This window comes from Carnobacterium sp. FSL E2-0243 (genome assembly GCF_038003605.1).
In the GTDB taxonomy this organism is placed as follows: Bacteria; Bacillota; Bacilli; order Lactobacillales; family Carnobacteriaceae; genus Carnobacterium; species Carnobacterium maltaromaticum.
The window spans coordinates 2,429,179-2,451,090 of the sequence record NZ_JBBOPM010000001.1 but is presented as its reverse complement, the minus strand read 5'-3'; the positions used below and the strand labels follow the sequence as shown (position 1 = coordinate 2,451,090).

Sequence of the window (21,912 nt, the reverse complement as noted above, 5' to 3'; positions counted from 1 at the left end):
TTATGATGAAGTCTACCACTGGCGAATTATTTAAACAAACAATCATTAATGATGTACCAATTACGAAGCATTGTGTTGACGACGCAACTGTCGGAGCTACGGTTGTCTATATTGCGGCTCAACGTTCAATAGCGAATATGAACGGAAGTAACTTTATAGATCCTGCGGCGCATTCATTAATGAACGATAATGATGCAATCATTTTGGGGGTGCTATGATGAAAAGTATTCAATTAACTAAAGATGGTGACCTGAAACTTGAAGGTAATTCTTTTATAATGATTGATAATGAAAGTGAAGTTTTACAGTCTATTACCTCTCTTTTAAAAGTAAGACTAGAAGAGTTTTATTTGGATGAGCACATCGGATTAGAACGAAAAAATTTACTTGGAAAAAATTTTAATGCAGATGAAGCACGAGATGACTTAATAGAATGTATTTCTCAAGATGATCGTATAGAAGTTATTAATGACCTAACTATAACTATTTTAGGTAGGGTTGCTTCTATTTTTTTTGAAGCTAAGTTGATTTCTACAGAGTATGAAGCAAATTCTACAATAACTGGGGAGGTGCAATTGGGTGTTTAATGAGAAAGGATTAAAAATACTAACATATTCCGAACTTTTAGATGAAATGGAGCTTAAAGCTAAGGATATGTTTGGTGAAGACATTAATACGCGAAGTTATACGCCTTTAGGGATTATTTTAAGAATTTATGCGTGGTTTTTGTCGGTTGTATGGCAAGTGTTGGAGAAAGTATATTTTTCCGGATTTATCAAGTCAAGCGAAGGTATCCAGCTAGATAGACATGGTGGAAATAGAAATATCGCTCGTAATGCTGCCAAAGAAAGTACAGTTTTCTTGACTGTAATTGGAACAGCGGGATATCAATTGAAAATAGGCTCTTTTTTTGAAACAAATGACGGGATTCGTTTCTTAATTATTGAAAAAGCTATCCTAAATGACGAGGGTCAGGCTTTAGTTGAAGCAGTTTCGGTTAATAAAGGTGCGGTTAATAATGTTCCGGCAAATACAATTACAGTTATAAGTGAGCCTGTTGAACAATTAACCTCTGTGAATAACTTAAAAGAAGCGACAGGGGGAATTGACGAAGAAAGTGATCTAGCTTATCGCCAACGTTTGATAAAAGGAAATTTAGCACAAAATAATGCAACTGTTGATGCTATTATCTCAAAAGTAAGTAATGTTCCAGGTGTAGTGAGTGTTCAAGTAAACGTTAATAATACAATGGTTCAAAAAGATGGAATTCCACCTAAATCAATAAATGTCTTAGCAGTTGGTGGTAATGAATCTGACATTGGAAAAATGATTTTTGATACTATTGGTGCAGGAGTAGGTACTAGTGGCGAAACAAAGTATATGGCTGTTGCATTAGATGGCAATAAACACGAAATTAATTTTAGTAAAGCGACAACCAAAGTGGTTTATATGGAAATAGAGATTGAAGTCTCTAATTTATTTCCAGCTGAAGGAACCCAAATAATGAAAGATTCCATTATTGAATATGTAGGAGGCAGTACATCGGATGAAAAGTATCATAATGGACTAGGTTTATCTGAAACGCTTGTTTATACGAAACTATTCAGGCCTATTTATGAAGTCCCGGGCGTATTAAATTCTACAGTGAAAATAGGATTAGATAAAAGTAATCTATCAAGTTCTGATATTATTCCCCCAATCAAAACGATTCTTATTACTTCTTTGGAAGCAATTGAGGTGATTGTTAATGTTAAATAAAATGTTAGGTATGATTCCGGATGCTTTTGCAAAAACTAAAGAAACAAACTTCGGTAAGCTATTTATTATTTTAAACCAACAAATCACAAGTTTAACTCAAACTCTTGAAAAGGTTGAAAATTGGCGATCTATTGATGAAGCAAGAGGGACTGTTTTAGATAAAATCGGCGCAGATTTAGAACAGTATAGAGGACTTGCTGATGATGAAATTTATAGACTATTGATTAAGTCACGAATCATTAGAGCTCAATCATCGGGGACATTTGATGATATCATCCGTGCTATTTGTGCAACAGTAGACTGTCATCCTAGTGACATTAGTGTAATTGCTGCAACTGAAAGTAATGATTTAAATTTAAATGATGAACCTTTAGCAGTAGTGATTGAACGAACACCGCTAGGATCATTAAATGCTATTGGTATGAATGTTGGCACATTTACTAAAATAGTTGAACATTCTGTTATGGCTGGTGTTCGAGTTATCTCTATTAATTTAGAAGGAACATTTGAATTCAGTGAATCTTATGATGATTATGATGAATTAAAAGGTTTTGCTAATGAAGAAGCAACCATTGGTGGTTTTTTTGGAGACACCTATTTAGATACAGGAGTAGATTTACCAATATAGAAAGGAGCATAAATAATGGGATTAAAAAAAGAGGTTCCAGATTGGAAAAATGCAGGAATTGAACCTTCAGAAAATTTGAAATCCGAAGGACATAAAGCAGGAGTTAAGCCTCCAGCTTCTTTGTTTAATTGGTTCTGGTACAAAGTTTCTGAATTTCTTTCTGAAATAAAAGAACGAGTCTATACAAAAGATGAGACATATACGAAAGATGAAGTAGATGTCAGCATTGCAAAAAAAGCAGATAAAAATTTATTCGAAAACCATACAAGTAATAAAAATAATCCACACAGTGTAGACAAAATCCAAGTAGGACTTTCAAATGTCGATAATAGTAAACAGGCTACAAAGGTAGAGTTTGATAGTCACGTTGCTAGCAAGACCAACCCACATTCGGTTACGAAAGTACAGGTTGGTCTAAGTAATGTTGATAATATTCAGCAGGCAACAAAAGCGGAATTTAATTCTCACAATACGGATATTACTAAACACATTACAGATACGGAGAGAATCAATTGGAATAGTAAAGCCACAGGAGATCATAGTCATAATTTTAGTGAAATAAAAAATGTGCCATCTGCTTCATCATCTATTTCAGGAATTACAAGGCTTATTGATTCAGTCGTAAGTTCAGATATTTCATCCGCAGCTACTCCAAAATCAGTTAAAAGTGCTTATGATGCAGCAAAATCTAGTGAAGCTCAATTAAATGTTCATATTGCAGATAAAGGTAATCCGCACGACGTTAGCAAAGTGCAGATTGGACTAAGTAATGTTGATAATATCCAACAAGCAACAAAAGTTGAGTTTACTGCGCATTTGAACAACAAATTAAATCCTCATGGTGTATCAAAATCTCAGGTTGGCTTAGGTAATGTAGATAATAGTAAACAGGCTACAAAAGTTGAGTTTACTGCGCATTTGAACAACAAATTAAATCCTCATGGTGTATCAAAATCTCAGGTTGGCTTAGGTAATGTAGATAATAGTAAACAGGCTACAAAGGTAGAATTTGATAATCACGTTGCTAGCAAGACCAACCCACATTTGGTTACGAAGGTACAGGTTGGACTAAGTAATGTTGATAATATTCAGCAGGCTACAAAAACGGAATTTGATTCTCACAATACGGATACTAGTAAACATATTACTGAGGATGAACGAATAAAATGGAATGCTAAACAAGAGGTATCAAAATTATCAAAAGATGAATTACTTTACTCAGGGGGACTATTAATGAGTGAAGATCATATTATCACTTTATCGAAAACTCTTGCTAATTGCGAAAATGGATGGTTACTAAAGTGGTTACCTTATAACGCTAACACAAGTACAGCAGATAAAATATATCCAAGTTTCCAATTTATACCTAAAATAAACGGAAATGGGTCAGAAGGAACAGCTGGATTTACATTTCCTAAAGTTGGTTATTCTACAGCAGGAACAAAATTATTAACGTACACTTCAAGCACTATTAAAGGTCATGCTAATAATGTTGTTGGAGATAATAAATGGGGATATTTAAAAGAAGTGTGGAGTTATTAAAATAAAAAGTAGGTGCATTTATGGCAGACAACGAAGAACAATTATGGAGAGATATTCTTGTCAAACTAGCTCGTATCGAGGAGCAAACTAAGGGACTTGACGAATTAACAAGAGATGTAAGCCGAGCATTGGCTATTTCAAAAGAAAATCAAAAGGCAATCGTTGAAATGAAAGCAAATAATAAATGGGCATGGGGATTTATCATCACCATTGGCATTTCATTTATTACTTATTTCATCACAAAATTATAATTGAAAGGAGGTGATTTGATGAAAGTAAATTGGAAAGTCCGTTTTAAATCTAAAGCTTTTTGGGTAGCAATTGTGCCAGCCTTCTTATTGTTAATTCAATTATTGTTAAAGCCTCTGGGATTTAATTTAGACATTGATTTTCTAGGTGGTTATTTCTTAGATGTTGTTAATGCAGTATTTGTATTACTTACAATTTTAGGAGTTGTGAATGATCCAACTGTTTTTGGTTTTAAAGACAGCGAGCAGGCGTTAAATTATGAAGAACCTAAAAAAGACTAGCTCCCGAATTAATTTGGGAGCTATTTTTTATATCAAAAAAAGGAGAGTGTAAAATGAAAAAAGTAAATAAAGTATTATTCAGCTTAACCCTGATTTTAGTTTTAATGTTCCCGACCGTTGCAGGTGCAGTGAGCGTTGAACAGCGACCAATGCCGTTTGTGCCGTCTACAGGACTAAGTACAAATGAATTTGTTATTGCTCACGAATCGGGAAATAGTAATAACGCAGGGCCTGATTCTCTTGAACGAGAAATTTCTTTCATGTCAAATAATTTTAACAGTGCTTTTGTAAGCCATTGGGTTGGTGGTGGAGGTCGTGCGGTTCAGATTGCGCCAACTGGATTTATCCAATGGGGAGCAGGTCCAAGAGCGAACGGAAGAGCATATGCTCAAGTAGAGTTAGCTAGAACTAACAACGCTGAAACTTTCAAAAAAGATTATGTGACTTATGTTAATTTGTTACGTCAATTGGCTAAAGAAGCAAGAATTCCTGTTAGTCTAGATGTTTATGGTAAAGGGATTAAATCTCATTTATGGGTTACTCAAAATTTAGGTGGAACAGATCATTCAGACCCTTATGCTTATTTAGCAAAGTGGGGAATCAGTAAGTCTCGATTTGCTGCAGATGTAGCGAACGGGATTGGTTCAACTAATGAAGTGAAGCCTGATCCGATTCAACCGCCAGTTAATCCAAGTCCACCAGTTACAACCCCTAGTACAGGTAAAACTTTGAATTTACCAGGCACTTCAACAAGTTGGAGAATCTACGGTTTAAATTCTAGTCCTGTTGCTGGTAACGAAGTTGGGTTCTTGAATCCTAGTCTTTTCGGCGGATTAAGTTATTCAATTCTTGCTGATCGAGGCAATGGTGTTTATGAAATTAATACAAGAGATTTTGGACGAGTGCAAATCTATGGTGCTGCTTCGACAGGAGCAACTGTAACTGGGGGAACGACAACAGCTCCGCCTACAAATACAAACGGTAGAATTAGCCAAACTGGCACTTTCTTCATGGATCGCACTATCAATGTTCGTCATGGTAGCCCTTCAATATCTGCACCAATTAAAGCTCAATATTTCGCTGGTGAAAACCTAACTTATGATAGCTATATTAAGTCAGAAGGCTATATCTGGTTATCTTACACAGTTGGAAGTCAACGCTATTATGTTGCTTGGAAAGTAATTGATGGTGAAGAATGGGGAATCATTAAGTAAAAAAAGCCACCTAAATTTAGGTGGCATACATAAAAGCGTTAATAGTTTTATCTAAATGGGCTAACTAATAAACTAGCTCCATATAAGCCTGACAATGTTCCATTTAAAAAAATAAGGGCATCTTTTTTTGTTATCAGAGAATTTGAAGAAGTCATTTGAAAGAGTAAGCTATTATCCAGCTTTGAAATTTCGCTATATTGACCTTTAATGAAATCATTATAGGCATTTAAAGTAGTGTAAGTTGAGTCAGTTTCATCAACCCATTCTTTAAAATCATAAGGAGCATAGTAAACTAAGTCGGTTTCGTGTTGATCGCACAACGTCCCATACTGTAGTGGGTCATTAGTCGCATTTTTAGAAAATGTCGTAGCAAATTCAGCTATATCTTTAGATTTATCAATTTTCATTTCTATACTTGGGATATTTAAAGGTTCATCTTGCTCGCCGTATTTGTCAATTAAATCATTAGTTTTATTGTTAATAAGATTTAATATTTGAGTAAAATAAGCATCCATAATGTGAGTATCTAAATCAGTTTTTAATAATAAGTTTTGTTGCAAGACTGTAGTGACAAATCCTAAATGATATAGTTCACTAGCCGGTTCCTTTAATTTATTTATTGCTCTTTCTACAGATGTTGTTCTTTCGAATAGCATAATAAAACCTCCTAATTAGTGTGATATAGTAATCATACCATAATTACCGATGCTTGATTAATTACAACAGAAGCTTATTTTTTCCTACTATATAATAGTCATAAAATGAGCCTACCAGCTAAAAATTATTTTGTGGTTCCGTCTGTGGTTCCGTTTAGTTGTCCACACTAGTCCATCATTGTCTTTTGCAAATAGATAAAATTTGTACAAACGAGGAAAACAAACTATTTTTGTCCTTCAAAGTCCACCATGGACCATTCGGAAAAATGATTAGCCTACAAAAAGAACATGTTTGCTTTATTAGGCAAACCTGGCTTTGAAGAATTAGCTAAAGAATTGAACGAACGTTTATAAAACAAGAATGAATTAATTAGATATCTCGAAATGATTAAAGTAGATTCAGGCAGTAGTCTGGGGCTGTCTTTGAACATTTCGAGATATTTTTATTTATATGGAGAATTCGTTTTAATTTGTTAGGGTCAGACTGATTTTTCTTATAGTAATATGTTTTTAAAGCTAGTGACAAGGTTTTAAAGCATATGGTACAATCGTCTTACTTATAAAAAACTAGTAAATTTAAACTTACTATAGAAGGAAAGAACTAAAAAAAGAATAGGGGAGCGATAAAGTGGGGAATAAAGTTGTACTACATCAAGCAAAAACAAGTGATTTAGGTTTAATTGAAGGGATGCTCTATGAGACTGCAAGTTGGCTAAAATCGATAGGATCTAAGCAGTGGAATGGTGTTCTTGAGGGGAAAGATAATCATAATACTCCGCAAGCTATTGAAAGAGGTGAAGTATTTTATTGTACGATCAACGATGAACCAGTAGGAATGTTTATTTTATGGAGCAACCAGAGCGAATGGGATGCGCAATTATGGGGGGCAGAGGATTCAAGTCAGTATTTTTATTTGCATCGTCTTAACTTAGTTAGAAAATTTTCAGGACAGGGCATTGCAAATGAAATCTTAGCTGAAATTAAAGCATACAGTCAAAAAAAAGGGAAAAGTGCTGTTCGCTTAGATTGTATTTCAAGTAATGCTGTTTTAAATAAGCTTTATCAATCAGCAGATTTTGCCTTTTTAAAGACTATTTATGATCATGATGCAGGAGAACAAGTTGCTGACTTCAATTTGTATGAATATGACTGTAAATAAAAAACGAACGATGGAGATTTCTAAATGAAATATAGTTGTTTATAATTAAGGGAAATGGTGACATAAAACGAATTACTATAGCTTGTTTAAATGTTAATGTACGTTTTAATAAAAAAATGCATAAAAATAAGATTTTTCTATTGACCATTAAATAGAAACTTGGTATAGTAATTGATGTCGCTAAGAGCTAACAACTCTTTCAACGGCGTAAAAAAACTTTTTAAATTAAGTGTTGACAATTAGTTGCCTTATGTGATAATATTTTGAAGTCGCGTTGAATAAACGCAACTAAACGTTGAATAAATATTCAACAACAAAATAAAATATTCAAAAAAAGTTTTAAAAAGTGTTGACAACAAATTAACCATGTGTTAATATTTAGAAGTTGTCAAAACGACAAACGAAACAACTTAGACCTTTGAAAACTGAACAAAGTAAGACGAACCAAATGTGTAGGATGACTCAACAAGGTTGAGTCAAACAAGCAAGAAAGTGAATAATTATTCGCTAGCAAAAACTAATGAGCTTCAAGCATCATTTTATATGAGAGTTTGATCCTGGCTCAGGACGAACGCTGGCGGCGTGCCTAATACATGCAAGTCGAACGCACGAAGTTGAAGAGCTTGCTCTTTAACCAAGTGAGTGGCGGACGGGTGAGTAACACGTGGGTAACCTGCCCATTAGAGGGGGATAACATTCGGAAACGGATGCTAATACCGCATAGTTTCAGGAATCGCATGATTCTTGAAGGAAAGGTGGCTTCGGCTACCACTAATGGATGGACCCGCGGCGTATTAGCTAGTTGGTGAGGTAATGGCTCACCAAGGCAATGATACGTAGCCGACCTGAGAGGGTGATCGGCCACACTGGGACTGAGACACGGCCCAGACTCCTACGGGAGGCAGCAGTAGGGAATCTTCCGCAATGGACGAAAGTCTGACGGAGCAACGCCGCGTGAGTGAAGAAGGTTTTCGGATCGTAAAACTCTGTTGTTAAAGAAGAACAAGGATGAGAGTAACTGCTCATCCCCTGACGGTATTTAACCAGAAAGCCACGGCTAACTACGTGCCAGCAGCCGCGGTAATACGTAGGTGGCAAGCGTTGTCCGGATTTATTGGGCGTAAAGCGAGCGCAGGCGGTTCTTTAAGTCTGATGTGAAAGCCCCCGGCTCAACCGGGGAGGGTCATTGGAAACTGGAGAACTTGAGTGCAGAAGAGGAGAGTGGAATTCCACGTGTAGCGGTGAAATGCGTAGATATGTGGAGGAACACCAGTGGCGAAGGCGACTCTCTGGTCTGTAACTGACGCTGAGGCTCGAAAGCGTGGGGAGCAAACAGGATTAGATACCCTGGTAGTCCACGCCGTAAACGATGAGTGCTAAGTGTTGGAGGGTTTCCGCCCTTCAGTGCTGCAGCTAACGCATTAAGCACTCCGCCTGGGGAGTACGGCCGCAAGGCTGAAACTCAAAGGAATTGACGGGGACCCGCACAAGCGGTGGAGCATGTGGTTTAATTCGAAGCAACGCGAAGAACCTTACCAGGTCTTGACATCCTTTGACCACTCTAGAGATAGAGCTTTCCCTTCGGGGACAAAGTGACAGGTGGTGCATGGTTGTCGTCAGCTCGTGTCGTGAGATGTTGGGTTAAGTCCCGCAACGAGCGCAACCCTTATTACTAGTTGCCAGCATTTAGTTGGGCACTCTAGTGAGACTGCCGGTGACAAACCGGAGGAAGGTGGGGATGACGTCAAATCATCATGCCCCTTATGACCTGGGCTACACACGTGCTACAATGGATGGTACAACGAGTCGCAAGGTCGCGAGGCCAAGCTAATCTCTTAAAGCCATTCTCAGTTCGGATTGTAGGCTGCAACTCGCCTACATGAAGCCGGAATCGCTAGTAATCGCGGATCAGAACGCCGCGGTGAATACGTTCCCGGGTCTTGTACACACCGCCCGTCACACCACGAGAGTTTGTAACACCCGAAGCCGGTGAGGTAACCTTTTAGGAGCCAGCCGTCTAAGGTGGGATAGATAATTGGGGTGAAGTCGTAACAAGGTAGCCGTATCGGAAGGTGCGGCTGGATCACCTCCTTTCTAAGGAATATTACGGAAATCCCACACATTCGTTTTTACTTTGTTCAGTTTTGAGAGGTCTAACTCTCAAAACGATTCATCTCTATTCATTAGAGGTCAATCACATTTTGTTCTTTGAAAACTGGATACTGTTTAAAAAGTAATTAAAGTAAGAAACCGAGAAAACACCGCGTTTTAAATGAGTTTTTTAATTAGTTCTTATCGTAAGATAATGAATAAAATCATTGACTAACATCATGAGATTCCTTCGGGAATACCATCGATAAAAATTTTGTGCTAATGCGAAGCAATTCGAGGAAATGAGTGTTTGAGAAACGGAGCGTACTAGCGTACGTGAGTATCACAAAACACGAAATTAACGAAGAAGTGTGAAGTAGTAGTGCCAAAATTAGGTTAAGTTAATAAGGGCGCACGGTGGATGCCTTGGCACTAAGAGCCGATGAAGGACGGGACTAACTCCGATATGCTTTGGGGAGCTGTAAGTAAGCTTTGATCCAAAGATTTCCGAATGGGGGAACCCAGCATTTTTTATAGAATGTTACTGCTAGCTGAATACATAGGCTAGTAGAGGTAGACGCAGAGAACTGAAACATCTAAGTACCTGCAGGAAGAGAAAGAAAATTCGATTCCCTGAGTAGCGGCGAGCGAAACGGGAAGAGCCCAAACCAAAGAGCTTGCTCTTTGGGGTTGTAGGACACGACATTAAGAGTCATAAATGAGTTTTGTAGAAGAAGCGATCTGGAAAGGTCCGCCGAAGAGGGTAAAAGCCCCGTAATCGAAACAAAGTTCACTCTGTTGTGTATCCTGAGTACGGCGGAACACGAGAAATTCCGTCGGAATCCGCGGGGACCATCCCGCAAGGCTAAATACTCCTTAGTGACCGATAGTGAACCAGTACCGTGAGGGAAAGGTGAAAAGAACCCCGGAAGGGGAGTGAAAGAGCTCCTGAAACCGTGTGCTTACAAATAGTTAGAGCCCGTTAATGGGTGATAGCGTGCCTTTTGTAGAATGAACCGGCGAGTTACGATTACATGCGAGGTTAAGTTGATAAGACGGAGCCGTAGCGAAAGCGAGTCTGAATAGGGCGAATGAGTATGTGGTCGTAGACCCGAAACCAAGTGACCTACCCATGTCCAGGTTGAAGGTGCGGTAATACGCACTGGAGGACCGAACCCACGTATGTTGAAAAATGCGGGGATGAGGTGTGGGTAGCGGAGAAATTCCAATCGAACTTGGAGATAGCTGGTTCTCTCCGAAATAGCTTTAGGGCTAGCCTCGGAATTAAGAATCATGGAGGTAGAGCCACTGTTTGGACTAGGGGCCCTTCTAGGGTTACCGAATTCAGATAAACTCCGAATGCCATTGATTTATATCCGGGAGTCAGACTGCGAGTGATAAGATCCGTAGTCGAAAGGGAAACAGCCCAGACCACCAGCTAAGGTCCCAAAGTTACTATTAAGTGGAAAAGGATGTGGGGTTGCTTAGACAACTAGGATGTTGGCTCAGAAGCAGCCATCATTTAAAGAGTGCGTAATAGCTCACTAGTCGAGTGACCCTGCGCCGAAAATTTACCGGGGCTAAATAGTACACCGAAGCTGTGGATAGAACCTTAGGGTTCTATGGTAGGAGAGCGTTCTAAGGGCGTCGAAGCTAGACCGTGAGGACTAGTGGAGCGCTTAGAAGTGAGAATGCCGGTATGAGTAGCGAAAGACGGGTGAGAATCCCGTCCACCGTATGACTAAGGTTTCCTGGGGAAGGCTCGTCCTCCCAGGGTTAGTCGGGACCTAAGCCGAGGCCGATAGGCGTAGGCGATGGACAACAGGTTGATATTCCTGTACCAGTTTCTTTTGTTTGAACAATGGAGGGACGCAGGAGGCTAAGAAATGCGCACTGTTGGATATGTGCGTCTAAGCAATGAGTCTTGAGGTGAGTTAAATGCTTGCTTCTGTACGGACAAGTTGTGATGGGGAGGGAAATTACAGTACCGAAGTTTCTGATGTCACACTGCCAAGAAAAGCTTCTAGTTAGAAAGAAATTGCCCGTACCGCAAACCGACACAGGTAGTCGAGGAGAGTATCCTAAGGTGTGCGAGAGAACTCTCGTTAAGGAACTCGGCAAAATGACCCCGTAACTTCGGGAGAAGGGGTGCTGATCGAAAGATCAGCCGCAGTGAATAGGCCCAAGCGACTGTTTATCAAAAACACAGGTCTCTGCAAAATCGAAAGATGACGTATAGGGGCTGACGCCTGCCCGGTGCTGGAAGGTTAAGAGGATTGGTTAGCTTCGGCGAAGCTAAGAATTGAAGCCCCAGTAAACGGCGGCCGTAACTATAACGGTCCTAAGGTAGCGAAATTCCTTGTCGGGTAAGTTCCGACCCGCACGAAAGGCGTAACGATTTGGGCACTGTCTCAACGAGAGACTCGGTGAAATTATAGTACCTGTGAAGATGCAGGTTACCCGCGACAGGACGGAAAGACCCCATGGAGCTTTACTGCAGTTTGATATTGAGTGTTTGTACAGCTTGTACAGGATAGGTAGGAGCCATAGAAGTCAGGACGCCAGTCTTGATGGAGGCATTGGTGGGATACTACCCTTGCTGTATGACCACTCTAACCCTAGCCACTAATCGTGGCTGGAGACAGTGTCAGACGGGCAGTTTGACTGGGGCGGTCGCCTCCTAAAGAGTAACGGAGGCGCCCAAAGGTTCCCTCAGAATGGTTGGAAATCATTCGTAGAGTGTAAAGGCAGAAGGGAGCTTGACTGCGAGACCTACAAGTCGAGCAGGGACGAAAGTCGGGCTTAGTGATCCGGTGGTTCCGCATGGAAGGGCCATCGCTCAACGGATAAAAGCTACCCTGGGGATAACAGGCTTATCTCCCCCAAGAGTCCACATCGACGGGGAGGTTTGGCACCTCGATGTCGGCTCATCGCATCCTGGGGCTGTAGTCGGTCCCAAGGGTTGGGCTGTTCGCCCATTAAAGCGGTACGCGAGCTGGGTTCAGAACGTCGTGAGACAGTTCGGTCCCTATCCGTCGCGGGCGCAGGAAATTTGAGAGGAGCTGTCCTTAGTACGAGAGGACCGGGATGGACACACCGCTGGTGTACCAGTTGTTCTGCCAAGAGCATCGCTGGGTAGCTATGTGTGGAAGGGATAAACGCTGAAAGCATCTAAGCGTGAAGCCCCCCTCGAGATGAGATTTCCCATCACGTAAGTGAGTAAGACCCCTGAGAGATGATCAGGTAGATAGGTTGGAAGTGGAAGTACAGCGATGTATGGAGCGGACCAATACTAATCGGTCGAGGACTTAACCAAGAAATAAACGGTGAAGAACGTTTCCAAAACAATTACTTTTTAAACAGTTCCAGTTTTGAGAGATCAAACTCTCTACAACTAAATAATTGAATCGCAGTTTAGTGTCGATGTAACCATCAACCTAAACAAGCATTTTTTAACAAATTGCAAGCTAATCAAGGATGTAACTGAGCGAACCCCGGAATGCACTAGTGTGCATGAGGAGTGGAGTAAAGGAAACAGACGCAGAGTAGCGCCGTAAGTTGTAAAAAAATTGTGTGGTGGCGATAGCGAAAAGGATACACCTGTTCCCATGCCGAACACAGCAGTTAAGCTTTTCAGCGCCGAGAGTAGTTGGGGGTTTCCCCCTGTGAGGGTAGGACGTTGCCACGCGAATTCAATACATTTAGTCAAAATATCCATTCATTTTGGGGGTTTAGCTCAGTTGGGAGAGCATCTGCCTTACAAGCAGAGGGTCAGCGGTTCGAGCCCGTTAACCCCCACCATGAGTCATTAGCTCAGTTGGTAGAGCATCTGACTTTTAATCAGAGGGTCGTAGGTTCGAATCCTACATGACTCATAACTAAACATTATAAAATGATTAGTTAATAGCCATATTTTAGCGGGTGTGGCGGAATTGGCAGACGCACTAGATTTAGGATCTAGCGTTGTAAGACGTGGGGGTTCAAGTCCCTTCACCCGCACTTTAACTTTTAGCCGGCTTAGCTCAGTTGGTAGAGCATCTGATTTGTAATCAGAGGGTCGAGGGTTCAACTCCTTTAGCCGGCACCATTTTTATTAAATAAATAATTGCGATGCGAAAGTAGTTCAGTGGTAGAACATCACCTTGCCAAGGTGGGGGTCGCGGGTTCGAACCCCGTCTTTCGCTTACTAGATTCGTCTAGGTTGCCCAGATTTCTTTGAAATCTGATCCACATTCCATGCCGGGGTGGCGGAACTGGCAGACGCACAGGACTTAAAATCCTGCGGTGAGTGATCACCGTGCCGGTTCGATTCCGGCCCTCGGCACCATTTGCACCCATAGCTCAATTGGATAGAGTACTTGACTACGAATCAAGCGGTTAGAGGTTCGACTCCTCTTGGGTGCATAGCTTTAGTAAGATTATAAAGCGTAGTTTTTAAACGGGAAGTAGCTCAGCTTGGTAGAGCACTTGGTTTGGGACCAAGGGGTCGCAGGTTCGAATCCTGTCTTCCCGATTTATAAGTTAATAAGGGGCCTTAGCTCAGCTGGGAGAGCGCCTGCCTTGCACGCAGGAGGTCAGCGGTTCGATCCCGCTAGGCTCCACTTAGAAGACTTATAAACAATTAATTATTTTGGCGGTGTAGCTCAGCTGGCTAGAGCGTCCGGTTCATACCCGGGAGGTCGGGGGTTCGATCCCCTTCGCCGCTATTATATTTTTAAAAAGGCCTTATATTGGACCTTTAGCTCAGTTGGTTAGAGCAGACGGCTCATAACCGTCCGGTCGTAGGTTCGAGTCCTACAAGGTCCATAGATAGTTTATTTCTATTGAAAGCCTTGTGATTATTTATTCCGGAGGATTACCCAAGTCCGGCTGAAGGGAACGGTCTTGAAAACCGTCAGGCGGGTAAAACCGTGCAAGGGTTCGAATCCCTTATCCTCCTTAGTTTTAAATTTATACCTTTCAGTAGCTTGCAAAGAAAGCTACAATTATCGCGGGGTGGAGCAGTTGGCAGCTCGTCGGGCTCATAACCCGAAGGTCACAGGTTCAAGTCCTGTCCCCGCAATTTCTTTAAAACTTATGTTGAAAAGAAAAGTGACGTAACACAAAAACAATTTGGTTTGGTAGTTCAGCTGGTTAGAATGCCTGCCTGTCACGCAGGAGGTCGCGGGTTCGAGTCCCGTCCAGACCGTTTTAAATTTTTTATGGCTCAGTAGCTCAGTTGGTAGAGCAATGGATTGAAGCTCCATGTGTCGGCAGTTCGATTCTGTCCTGCGCCATTTTATAATGCGGGTGTAGTTTAGTGGTAAAACCACAGCCTTCCAAGCTGTTGTCGCGAGTTCGATTCTCGTCACCCGCTTTTTGGGCCTATAGCTCAGCTGGTTAGAGCGCACGCCTGATAAGCGTGAGGTCGATGGTTCGAGTCCATTTAGGCCCATTATAAAAAATTATTATTACTTGGGGAAGTACTCAAGCGGCTCAAGAGGTGCCCCTGCTAAGGGTATAGATCGCGTAAGCGGTGCGAGGGTTCGAATCCCTCCTTCTCCGTATCTTTTATATTAAGGCCCGTTGGTCAAGCGGTTAAGACACCGCCCTTTCACGGCGGTATCACGGGTTCGATTCCCGTACGGGTCATTTTAGATTTATCTAAAAAAATAGTTGCATTAAATGGTACTTGTATTATATAATGTAGAAGCTGGTTTTTATGGAGGATTACCCAAGTCCGGCTGAAGGGAACGGTCTTGAAAACCGTCAGGCGGGTAAAACCGTGCAAGGGTTCGAATCCCTTATCCTCCTTAGTTTTAAATTTATACCTTTCAGTAGCTTGCAAAGAAAGCTACAATTATCGCGGGGTGGAGCAGTTGGCAGCTCGTCGGGCTCATAACCCGAAGGTCACAGGTTCAAGTCCTGTCCCCGCAATTTCTTTAAAACTTATGTTGAAAAGAAAAGTGACGTAACACAAAAACAATTTGGTTTGGTAGTTCAGCTGGTTAGAATGCCTGCCTGTCACGCAGGAGGTCGCGGGTTCGAGTCCCGTCCAGACCGTTTTAATTTTATATTTTATAAACTACTGCGGGTGTAGTTTAGTGGTAAAACCACAGCCTTCCAAGCTGTTGTCGCGAGTTCGATTCTCGTCACCCGCTTTTTTTTTGGGCCTATAGCTCAGCTGGTTAGAGCGCACGCCTGATAAGCGTGAGGTCGATGGTTCGAGTCCATTTAGGCCCATTATAAAATTATTGGATTTGGGGAAGTACTCAAGTGGCTCAAGAGGTGCCCCTGCTAAGGGTATAGGCCGCGTAAGCGGTGCGAGGGTTCGAATCCCTCCTTCTCCGTATCTTTTATATTAAGGCCCGTTGGTCAAGCGGTTAAGACACCGCCCTTTCACGGCGGTATCACGGGTTCGATTCCCGTACGGGTCATAAAAAGAACTTTCAATTGAAAGTTCTTTTTTTTGTACAAAATAAAAGAGCTAGTTCCTTCGTCTTCTTTAAGGAAGATGAAGGAACTAAACTCTATTTTTTATTTTAATAATATGGTCAAGCTAGCAATCAGAATATAGGTAAGTTGAAACAGCAATAATGTTTTGAATTTAATACTAGTAGAATATTTAGCACGATTTGGTTTCATAATAACAATCAAACGAAGTGCGATAGGTAAGGTTAAAAGTTGTAGCCATAAATAAGGATAGGTTGTTTTGAAAATAAAGAATATAACTAGATTAGATAAATAGAGGAGAGTAAGAATCGCTATAAAAATTAAATGATTTTGTTTATTTACTTCTGGTGTTTTATTAGAAAGGACGACATCCTTAGTAAATGAAACAAGTAAAGCTAATAATATCAGTGAAATACTCCAGTAATATAGATTTTGACTAATAAATTTAGCTTGAATAAAGTAGCTTAGATACGTTATTATCCCACCTTTAAAGAAACTATTTAGAATTAGACCATAGAGCGTCTCAGTCAAATTATAAGGGAAATACTGAAAATGAATGGCAAAAAGATAAACAATCATAAGCAAGAAGACTAGGTAATTTAGTTGGAAAATAAAATAAATACTAAGAATAATTGCTAAAAGTTCAAATAAAATTAAAGGAAACAAGCGAATAGGCTGTTGTTTTTTTACATAGTTGCTTAAAATAGTTTCAATAAACTGTGTGGCCAAAATAAAAAGATAAAAGAAAAAGAAATTTAGCCAGTGAATTTTTGTAAACTGTAAGGCGTACAATGTCCCAAATAAAATAGCAGAGATCGGATTAATGAAAATTAAAAATAGTGGATGATAGAATAAATTATTTTTGATAGATTGAAACAAATAAAAACCTCCTGAATCACATTTAATACTCTAACCTATCTTACCAAAAAAAGAGAAAAAGTACAGTATAAAATAAAAGCTCGTTGAACTGCTTAGCTCTGGCAGAAAAATAGATAATTTTAGTAGGAAAGTTTAAAAAAAGGAGAAAAAAGGAAAGGAATCTGTTATAATGACTAAGTTACAAAGATTTCCCGAAAGGATTCGTAAGCAATTACGGAGGCGCCTTGTAACCGAAATGATAAAGGGGGAAGATGATAGATGATGGAAAGAAGACTTTTTACTTCTGAATCTGTTTCAGAAGGTCATCCAGATAAAATTGCTGATCAAATCAGTGATGGTATTTTGGATGCAATTTTAGCGAAAGACCCAGATGCCCGTGTTGCCTGTGAAACAACTGTTACAACAGGTTTAGTATTGGTAGTTGGGGAGATATCAACATCAACCTATGTTGATATTCAAAAGGTTGTACGTAACACAATTCGAGGAATTGGGTATACCCGTGCAAAGTATGGATTTGATGCAGATACTTGTGCCGTAATGGTTGCAATTGATGAACAATCAAGTGACATTGCGCAAGGTGTAGACGATTCAGTTGAGTTTAAGGCCGACGAAGAAGATAAATTAAATCAGATTGGTGCTGGAGATCAAGGCTTAATGTTTGGCTTTGCTATCGATGAAACCCCTGAGTTAATGCCTCTTCCAATTGCACTTAGCCATAGACTGACAAAACGTTTAGCCACTGTGAGAAAAACAGGGTTAGTTAGTTATCTACGTCCTGATGCGAAAGCTCAAGTTACAGTTGAATACGATGAGTTAGGGAAACCTTTCCGTGTGGATACAATTGTTATTAGCACACAACATCATCCAGATACAGAAATATCAGAATTAAAAAAAGATATATTGGATTTGGTCATTAATGAAGTGATTCCTAGTGAATTATTAGATGCTGAAACAAAATATTTTATTAACCCAACTGGGCGATTTGTTATTGGAGGACCACAAGGCGATTCAGGTTTAACTGGTCGTAAGATTATCGTGGATACCTATGGTGGCTATGCACGTCATGGTGGTGGTGCTTTTTCTGGTAAAGATCCAACCAAAGTTGATCGTTCTGCAAGTTATGCAGCTCGTTATATTGCTAAGAATATTGTTGCAGCTGGATTTGCTACAAAATGCGAAGTTCAATTAGCTTATGCTATTGGAGTTGCTCAGCCTGTGTCAATAGCTATAGACACTTTTGGTACTGGAACGGTTAGTGAAAGTGAATTAATTAAAGCTGTTCGAGCTAATTTTGATTTACGTCCTGCCGGAATTATTAAAATGTTAGACTTACAAAGACCTATTTATCAGCAAACAGCTGCATATGGACATTTTGGTCGTACAGATATAGATTTAACTTGGGAAGCAACAGATAAAGTTGAAGCTCTTAAGGCAAGTATTGGAAAATAAATAAAGTATTTAAGAGGCGGTCTTTATCAGGCGAATTCCTGATAAAGATCGTTTTTAAAATAGATTTTTAACTAAGTAGACTAAACGAGCTAAAACATCAGAAACCTCAAATTAGCTGTATAATTAAACAGCTTTTGAAAATTACTTAGACTAGATTCAACTGTTACTAAATAGAAAGAGGGTTTGAAATGGAGACAAAGAAAAAACAAACAAATGTCCTACTAGTTACAATTGCGATTTTTGTAGGAACATTTATGACAGCTGTGGAAGGAACGATTGTATCAACAGCAATGCCAACAATTGTTGGTAGTTTAGAAGGTATGGCCATCATGAATTGGGTATTTTCAATTTATTTATTAACGAACGCAATGATGACGCCAGTATATGGTAAATTATCTGATATGATTGGGCGTAAACCGATCTTTATTATAGGAGCAATTATTTTTGTTATCGGTTCATCATTATGTGGATTAGCTCAAACAATGGATCAATTAATTCTATTTAGAGCTATTCAAGGTATTGGCGCAGGAGCGATTATGCCTGTATCATTTACAATTATTGCGGATATTTATCCCTATGAAAAGCGTGCTAAAGTAATGGGAATGAACGGAGCTGCATGGGGAATTGCTGGGATTTTTGGACCTTTATTGGGTGGTTTCATTGTTGATCAATTAAGTTGGCATTGGATCTTTTACATTAATGTTCCAGTTGGAATTATCACCATTATTTTAATTGCTTTATTTTTACATGAAGATTTTAGTTTTGAGAAAAAACCAATTGACTTTTTAGGCTGTTTTTCTTTAATGGCAGCTTTATTATTTTTACTTTATGGTTTCCAAATTGTTGGTGATACGGGAGAATTTTCAGCATCAATGGCTGGTGTTTTTGCGTTAGCGGTTGGAATGTTTGCCTTGTTTATTTTTGCTGAAAAACGAGCAATTGACCCGATTATTCCGTTGAGTTTGTTTAATAATCGAACTTTTGTGATTCAGAATATTGTCGCTGCTTTAGTCAGTGGATTTTTAATTGGGATTGATGTGTACATTCCGATGTGGATGCAAGGTCTATTGGGAATGAAGGCAGCAATGGGTGGATTTGCAATAACGCCAATGTCTTTAACTTGGATTATTGGTTCATTTATAGCTGGTCGAGTCATTTTAAAACATCCAGTTAAGTCGATTTTATCTAGTAGTTTGGTGATTGTTGGAATTAGTGGTCTGATGATGGTTTTAGCTCCAATGACAACACCATTTGCCTTTTTCTTATTGGTAACAGCGATTATTGGTATTGGAATGGGAATCACGATTACAACGACGACTGTAACAGCTCAAAGTGTTGTTCCACAAGATCAAATCGGCGTTGCAACGTCTTCAAATACACTGTTTAGAATTTTGGGACAAACAGTGATGGTTTCTGTTTATGGAATTGTTTTAAATAGTTCGATTGCAAAACATATTGCTGCTCAGACAGTAGATGGGGTTAACGAAAAAATGATGAATAAGTTAATTAATCCACTGACGGCTGTTGATTTAGATCCTAAAATTGTTCAACCATTACGTGAAATTTTGTATGATGGGTTGCACAGTGTCTTTATTTTAGCATTAGTTGTGGTTGTTTTAGCTTTTGTAATCAATCAGTTTGATAAAAAGAATGCGCCAAAAATTAGTGTTTAAAAAAAAGAACCACAACTAGCATTTTTAGCTAGTGTGGTTCTTTTTATTTCTTTTCGATAGCAAGTAAAAAAGGGGGCTGGTTGCGTTGATTAATAAAACCATATTGTAAGACATTGAATTCTTCTTGTGGAAGTGTTTGGCAGTAATTTAAAACCGCATCTTTTTCTGCTAGCCCACCATCATGACCATAATAAACGACTATAACAACTAAGCCTGTTTTTCTTAATCGTGGTAAAATGTGTTCGATTGCTAAAAGGGTCGTATCAGCTTGTGTAATGATTGATTTATCACTTGTAGGTAAATACCCTAAATTGAAAATAGCAGCAGCTATTTGACTGTTTTTAGGCAAAACAGAGTCAATTGTTTCATGACCTTGTTGAAATAATTCAACTTGTTCAGTTAAACCAGTTAATAACAGTTTTTGCTGAGTCGTTTCGATGGCCTCTTTTTGAATATCAAATCCGAAAACTTTACCAAAAGGACCTACTAAAGAAGCTAAAAAAACAGTATCCCCACCATTACCAACTGTAGCATCAATAACAGAATCACCATTAGTAATGGCTTGTTTTAAAAGTGTATGACTATAGTGCATAGCACGTTCCAACATGTGATGACCTCCTAAATAAAAAGTTTGTTGAACCGCATAGGCCTGGCAGAAAAATAGGAAATTCCAAGAAAAGTTGCTCTTTACTTTTTAAGGAATTTATCTTTTTTCCGAAGGACTGGTTCAAAAGAACTGGCCTAAATAAAAAGTTTGTTGAACCGAATAGGCCTGGCGGAAAAATAGGGAATTCCAAGAAAAGTCGCTCTTTACTTTTTAAGGAATTTATCTTTTTTCCGAAGGACTGGTTCAAAAGAACTAGCCATGTAAACGAATATTTTTTGATCCTTGGAATGTATTTCGTTGTTTTAGTTCTCGATCAATTGCATTTAATACTTCCCATTTCTTTAAACTCCAAAGTGGGCCGATAATTGTATCTCGTGGGGCGTCCCCAGTCAATCGATGAATGATAATTTCAGGTGGAATTTGTTCAACTTGGTCACAAATTAGATTGACATAGGTTTCCATATCCATAAATTCCAGTCGACCTTCATGATAATCACGAACCATTTTTGTGTTACGCATTAGGTGCAATAAATGCAGTTTAACGCCTTGGATATCAGAGTCTAAAATCATACGCTTATTACTCTCTAGCATCATTTCAGTCGTTTCGCCGGGTAAACCATTAATTAGGTGGGTACAAACATTAATGTTGTGTTTCCTTAATTTTTCAACTCCATCTAAATACGTTTGATAGTCATGAGCTCGATTAATAAGTTGACTAGTTTTTTCATGAATCGTTTGTAGCCCCAACTCAACCCAAAGATAGTAACGTTGATTTAATTCAGCTAAGTAATCTACAACATCGTCTGGTAGACAGTCAGGTCTAGTGGCAATTTGAATTCCAACAACGCCTTTTTCATTGACTACTTGTTCAAATTTGTGCCGTAACTCGGCAACTGGTGCATGTGTATTTGTAAAGTTTTGGAAGTAAGCAATGTATTTTGTGACATTGGGCCATTTGTTATGCATCATTTGAACTTCTTTTTGAAATTGAATGGGCAAGGGATCGATTCGGTCTCCAGCAAAATCACCAGAACCCGAAACGCTACAAAATGTACAGCCACCGTGAGCAACAGTACCGTCTCGATTTGGACAGTCAAAACCACCATCTAAAGGAACTTTGAAAACTTTTTCGCCAAATTGTTCCCGTAAAGCATAATTCCAAGTATGGTAACGTTTATTTGGATCGTTTGTAAATTTAAATTGGTTCATTTTATTTTCACCTCATAGAATAGTTTACCACGAAAAGATAAATTTTGATGAAAAAATAAGGTGAAAAAGGATGGAATGCTAAAAAT

At 39.4% G+C, this 21,912-nt stretch carries 15 protein-coding genes, 26 tRNA genes, 3 rRNA genes and 1 riboswitch; of the genes, 40 read left to right on the top strand and 4 right to left on the bottom strand.

Features of this window, described 5'->3' with window-relative positions; translation table 11 throughout:
- The first annotated feature begins 2 nt into the window (after positions 1-2).
- The 8 genes from MHI00_RS11565 to MHI00_RS11530 are packed head-to-tail and all read left to right on the top strand — an operon-like array spanning position 3 to position 5,671.
- On the top strand, positions 3-218 hold the full coding sequence (locus tag MHI00_RS11565) for a hypothetical protein (protein ID WP_341113758.1): 216 nt from the start codon (positions 3-5) through the stop codon (positions 216-218).
- On the top strand, positions 218-586 hold the full coding sequence (locus tag MHI00_RS11560) for a hypothetical protein (protein ID WP_341113755.1): 369 nt from the start codon (positions 218-220) through the stop codon (positions 584-586). Before MHI00_RS11565 ends, MHI00_RS11560 begins: the two co-directional genes overlap by 1 nt.
- On the top strand, positions 579-1,757 hold the full coding sequence (locus MHI00_RS11555; RefSeq protein WP_341113754.1) for a baseplate J/gp47 family protein: 1,179 nt from the start codon (positions 579-581) through the stop codon (positions 1,755-1,757). Before MHI00_RS11560 ends, MHI00_RS11555 begins: the two co-directional genes overlap by 8 nt.
- On the top strand, positions 1,747-2,385 hold the full coding sequence (locus tag MHI00_RS11550) for a hypothetical protein (RefSeq protein WP_341113752.1): 639 nt from the start codon (positions 1,747-1,749) through the stop codon (positions 2,383-2,385). The genes MHI00_RS11555 and MHI00_RS11550 overlap by 11 nt, the downstream gene beginning before the upstream one ends.
- A gap of 15 nt (positions 2,386-2,400) precedes the next feature.
- The gene (locus MHI00_RS11545; protein WP_341113749.1) at positions 2,401-3,927 is read left to right on the top strand and encodes a tail fiber protein; all 1,527 of its coding nucleotides are present in this window, start codon (positions 2,401-2,403) and stop codon (positions 3,925-3,927) included.
- A gap of 20 nt (positions 3,928-3,947) precedes the next feature.
- Positions 3,948-4,178: a hemolysin XhlA family protein gene (locus MHI00_RS11540; RefSeq protein WP_341113746.1), complete on the top strand. Its 231-nt coding sequence runs from the start codon at positions 3,948-3,950 to the stop codon at positions 4,176-4,178.
- A gap of 18 nt (positions 4,179-4,196) precedes the next feature.
- Positions 4,197-4,457 carry a phage holin gene (locus MHI00_RS11535; protein WP_034564825.1) on the top strand — a complete coding sequence of 87 codons (261 nt, stop codon included), beginning with the start codon at positions 4,197-4,199 and terminating at the stop codon, positions 4,455-4,457.
- Positions 4,458-4,510: 53 nt separating this feature from the next.
- The gene (locus MHI00_RS11530; protein WP_119906433.1) at positions 4,511-5,671 is read left to right on the top strand and encodes an SH3 domain-containing protein; all 1,161 of its coding nucleotides are present in this window, start codon (positions 4,511-4,513) and stop codon (positions 5,669-5,671) included.
- 47 nt (positions 5,672-5,718) lie between these two features.
- On the opposite strand, the gene MHI00_RS11525 is transcribed toward MHI00_RS11530, so the two are convergent.
- Positions 5,719-6,327 (bottom strand): hypothetical protein, encoded by a 609-nt coding sequence (locus MHI00_RS11525; RefSeq protein WP_035064211.1) that lies wholly within the window; start codon positions 6,325-6,327, stop codon positions 5,719-5,721.
- A gap of 628 nt (positions 6,328-6,955) precedes the next feature.
- Between MHI00_RS11525 and MHI00_RS11520 the strand changes: the two genes are divergently transcribed.
- From MHI00_RS11520 to MHI00_RS11375, 30 genes are all read left to right on the top strand, one after another.
- Positions 6,956-7,486: a GNAT family N-acetyltransferase gene (locus MHI00_RS11520; protein ID WP_341113734.1), complete on the top strand. Its 531-nt coding sequence runs from the start codon at positions 6,956-6,958 to the stop codon at positions 7,484-7,486.
- Positions 7,487-8,025: 539 nt separating this feature from the next.
- Positions 8,026-9,580: ribosomal RNA gene (locus MHI00_RS11515) — 16S ribosomal RNA — on the top strand.
- A gap of 391 nt (positions 9,581-9,971) precedes the next feature.
- A 23S ribosomal RNA gene (locus MHI00_RS11510) occupies positions 9,972-12,893 on the top strand.
- A 256-nt stretch (positions 12,894-13,149) separates the two neighbouring features.
- Positions 13,150-13,265: ribosomal RNA gene (gene rrf / locus MHI00_RS11505) — 5S ribosomal RNA — on the top strand.
- The 16S, 23S and 5S rRNA genes sit together here with 26 tRNA genes alongside, the layout of an rRNA operon.
- Positions 13,266-13,302: 37 nt before the next feature.
- A tRNA-Val gene (locus MHI00_RS11500) sits at positions 13,303-13,378 on the top strand.
- A gap of 1 nt (position 13,379) precedes the next feature.
- Positions 13,380-13,452: transfer RNA gene (locus MHI00_RS11495), tRNA-Lys, on the top strand.
- A 42-nt stretch (positions 13,453-13,494) separates the two neighbouring features.
- A tRNA-Leu gene (locus MHI00_RS11490) sits at positions 13,495-13,576 on the top strand.
- A gap of 12 nt (positions 13,577-13,588) precedes the next feature.
- A tRNA-Thr gene (locus MHI00_RS11485) sits at positions 13,589-13,664 on the top strand.
- Positions 13,665-13,689: 25 nt separating this feature from the next.
- Positions 13,690-13,761, top strand: a tRNA-Gly gene (locus MHI00_RS11480).
- Between the two features lie 54 nt (positions 13,762-13,815).
- Positions 13,816-13,904: transfer RNA gene (locus tag MHI00_RS11475), tRNA-Leu, on the top strand.
- A 3-nt stretch (positions 13,905-13,907) separates the two neighbouring features.
- Positions 13,908-13,981: transfer RNA gene (locus MHI00_RS11470), tRNA-Arg, on the top strand.
- A gap of 35 nt (positions 13,982-14,016) precedes the next feature.
- Positions 14,017-14,090, top strand: a tRNA-Pro gene (locus MHI00_RS11465).
- Positions 14,091-14,105: 15 nt separating this feature from the next.
- A tRNA-Ala gene (locus MHI00_RS11460) sits at positions 14,106-14,178 on the top strand.
- 31 nt (positions 14,179-14,209) lie between these two features.
- Positions 14,210-14,283, top strand: a tRNA-Met gene (locus tag MHI00_RS11455).
- Positions 14,284-14,309: 26 nt separating this feature from the next.
- Positions 14,310-14,383 (top strand) — tRNA-Ile (locus MHI00_RS11450).
- A 43-nt stretch (positions 14,384-14,426) separates the two neighbouring features.
- Positions 14,427-14,516: transfer RNA gene (locus MHI00_RS11445), tRNA-Ser, on the top strand.
- Between the two features lie 50 nt (positions 14,517-14,566).
- A tRNA-Met gene (locus MHI00_RS11440) sits at positions 14,567-14,639 on the top strand.
- A 52-nt stretch (positions 14,640-14,691) separates the two neighbouring features.
- A tRNA-Asp gene (locus MHI00_RS11435) sits at positions 14,692-14,765 on the top strand.
- A gap of 15 nt (positions 14,766-14,780) precedes the next feature.
- Positions 14,781-14,853, top strand: a tRNA-Phe gene (locus tag MHI00_RS11430).
- Between the two features lie 9 nt (positions 14,854-14,862).
- A tRNA-Gly gene (locus MHI00_RS11425) sits at positions 14,863-14,933 on the top strand.
- A gap of 4 nt (positions 14,934-14,937) precedes the next feature.
- Positions 14,938-15,011 (top strand) — tRNA-Ile (locus tag MHI00_RS11420).
- Between the two features lie 22 nt (positions 15,012-15,033).
- Positions 15,034-15,121 (top strand) — tRNA-Ser (locus MHI00_RS11415).
- Positions 15,122-15,136: 15 nt separating this feature from the next.
- Positions 15,137-15,208, top strand: a tRNA-Glu gene (locus MHI00_RS11410).
- 72 nt (positions 15,209-15,280) lie between these two features.
- Positions 15,281-15,370 (top strand) — tRNA-Ser (locus tag MHI00_RS11405).
- Positions 15,371-15,420: 50 nt separating this feature from the next.
- Positions 15,421-15,493, top strand: a tRNA-Met gene (locus MHI00_RS11400).
- A 52-nt stretch (positions 15,494-15,545) separates the two neighbouring features.
- Positions 15,546-15,619: transfer RNA gene (locus MHI00_RS11395), tRNA-Asp, on the top strand.
- Positions 15,620-15,646: 27 nt separating this feature from the next.
- Positions 15,647-15,717 (top strand) — tRNA-Gly (locus MHI00_RS11390).
- Positions 15,718-15,725: 8 nt separating this feature from the next.
- Positions 15,726-15,799: transfer RNA gene (locus MHI00_RS11385), tRNA-Ile, on the top strand.
- A gap of 19 nt (positions 15,800-15,818) precedes the next feature.
- Positions 15,819-15,906: transfer RNA gene (locus MHI00_RS11380), tRNA-Ser, on the top strand.
- Positions 15,907-15,921: 15 nt separating this feature from the next.
- Positions 15,922-15,993 (top strand) — tRNA-Glu (locus MHI00_RS11375).
- Positions 15,994-16,093: 100 nt separating this feature from the next.
- Here the strand turns inward: MHI00_RS11375 and MHI00_RS11370 are convergent.
- A complete protein-coding gene (locus MHI00_RS11370; protein ID WP_341113731.1) occupies positions 16,094-16,888 on the bottom strand; it encodes a 1,4-dihydroxy-2-naphthoate octaprenyltransferase in 795 nt (264 codons plus the stop codon).
- Positions 16,889-17,061: 173 nt separating this feature from the next.
- Positions 17,062-17,149: riboswitch (SMK box riboswitch) on the top strand.
- On the opposite strand from MHI00_RS11370, the gene metK reads away from it, so the two are divergent.
- Together metK and MHI00_RS11360 are read left to right on the top strand one after the other, a co-directional pair.
- A complete protein-coding gene (gene metK, locus MHI00_RS11365) occupies positions 17,147-18,337 on the top strand; it encodes a methionine adenosyltransferase (RefSeq protein ID WP_010050173.1) in 1,191 nt (396 codons plus the stop codon). (Overlaps the previous riboswitch by 3 nt.)
- 188 nt (positions 18,338-18,525) lie before the next feature.
- A complete protein-coding gene (locus MHI00_RS11360) occupies positions 18,526-20,010 on the top strand; it encodes an MDR family MFS transporter (protein WP_010050171.1) in 1,485 nt (494 codons plus the stop codon).
- A gap of 43 nt (positions 20,011-20,053) precedes the next feature.
- Here MHI00_RS11360 and MHI00_RS11355 read toward each other — a convergent pair whose 3' ends face one another.
- Positions 20,054-20,617 (bottom strand): class I SAM-dependent methyltransferase, encoded by a 564-nt coding sequence (locus MHI00_RS11355; RefSeq protein WP_010050168.1) that lies wholly within the window; start codon positions 20,615-20,617, stop codon positions 20,054-20,056.
- A 252-nt stretch (positions 20,618-20,869) separates the two neighbouring features.
- On the bottom strand, positions 20,870-21,826 hold the full coding sequence (locus MHI00_RS11350; protein WP_035064208.1) for a TIGR01212 family radical SAM protein: 957 nt from the start codon (positions 21,824-21,826) through the stop codon (positions 20,870-20,872).
- Positions 21,827-21,912: the final 86 nt, after the last annotated feature.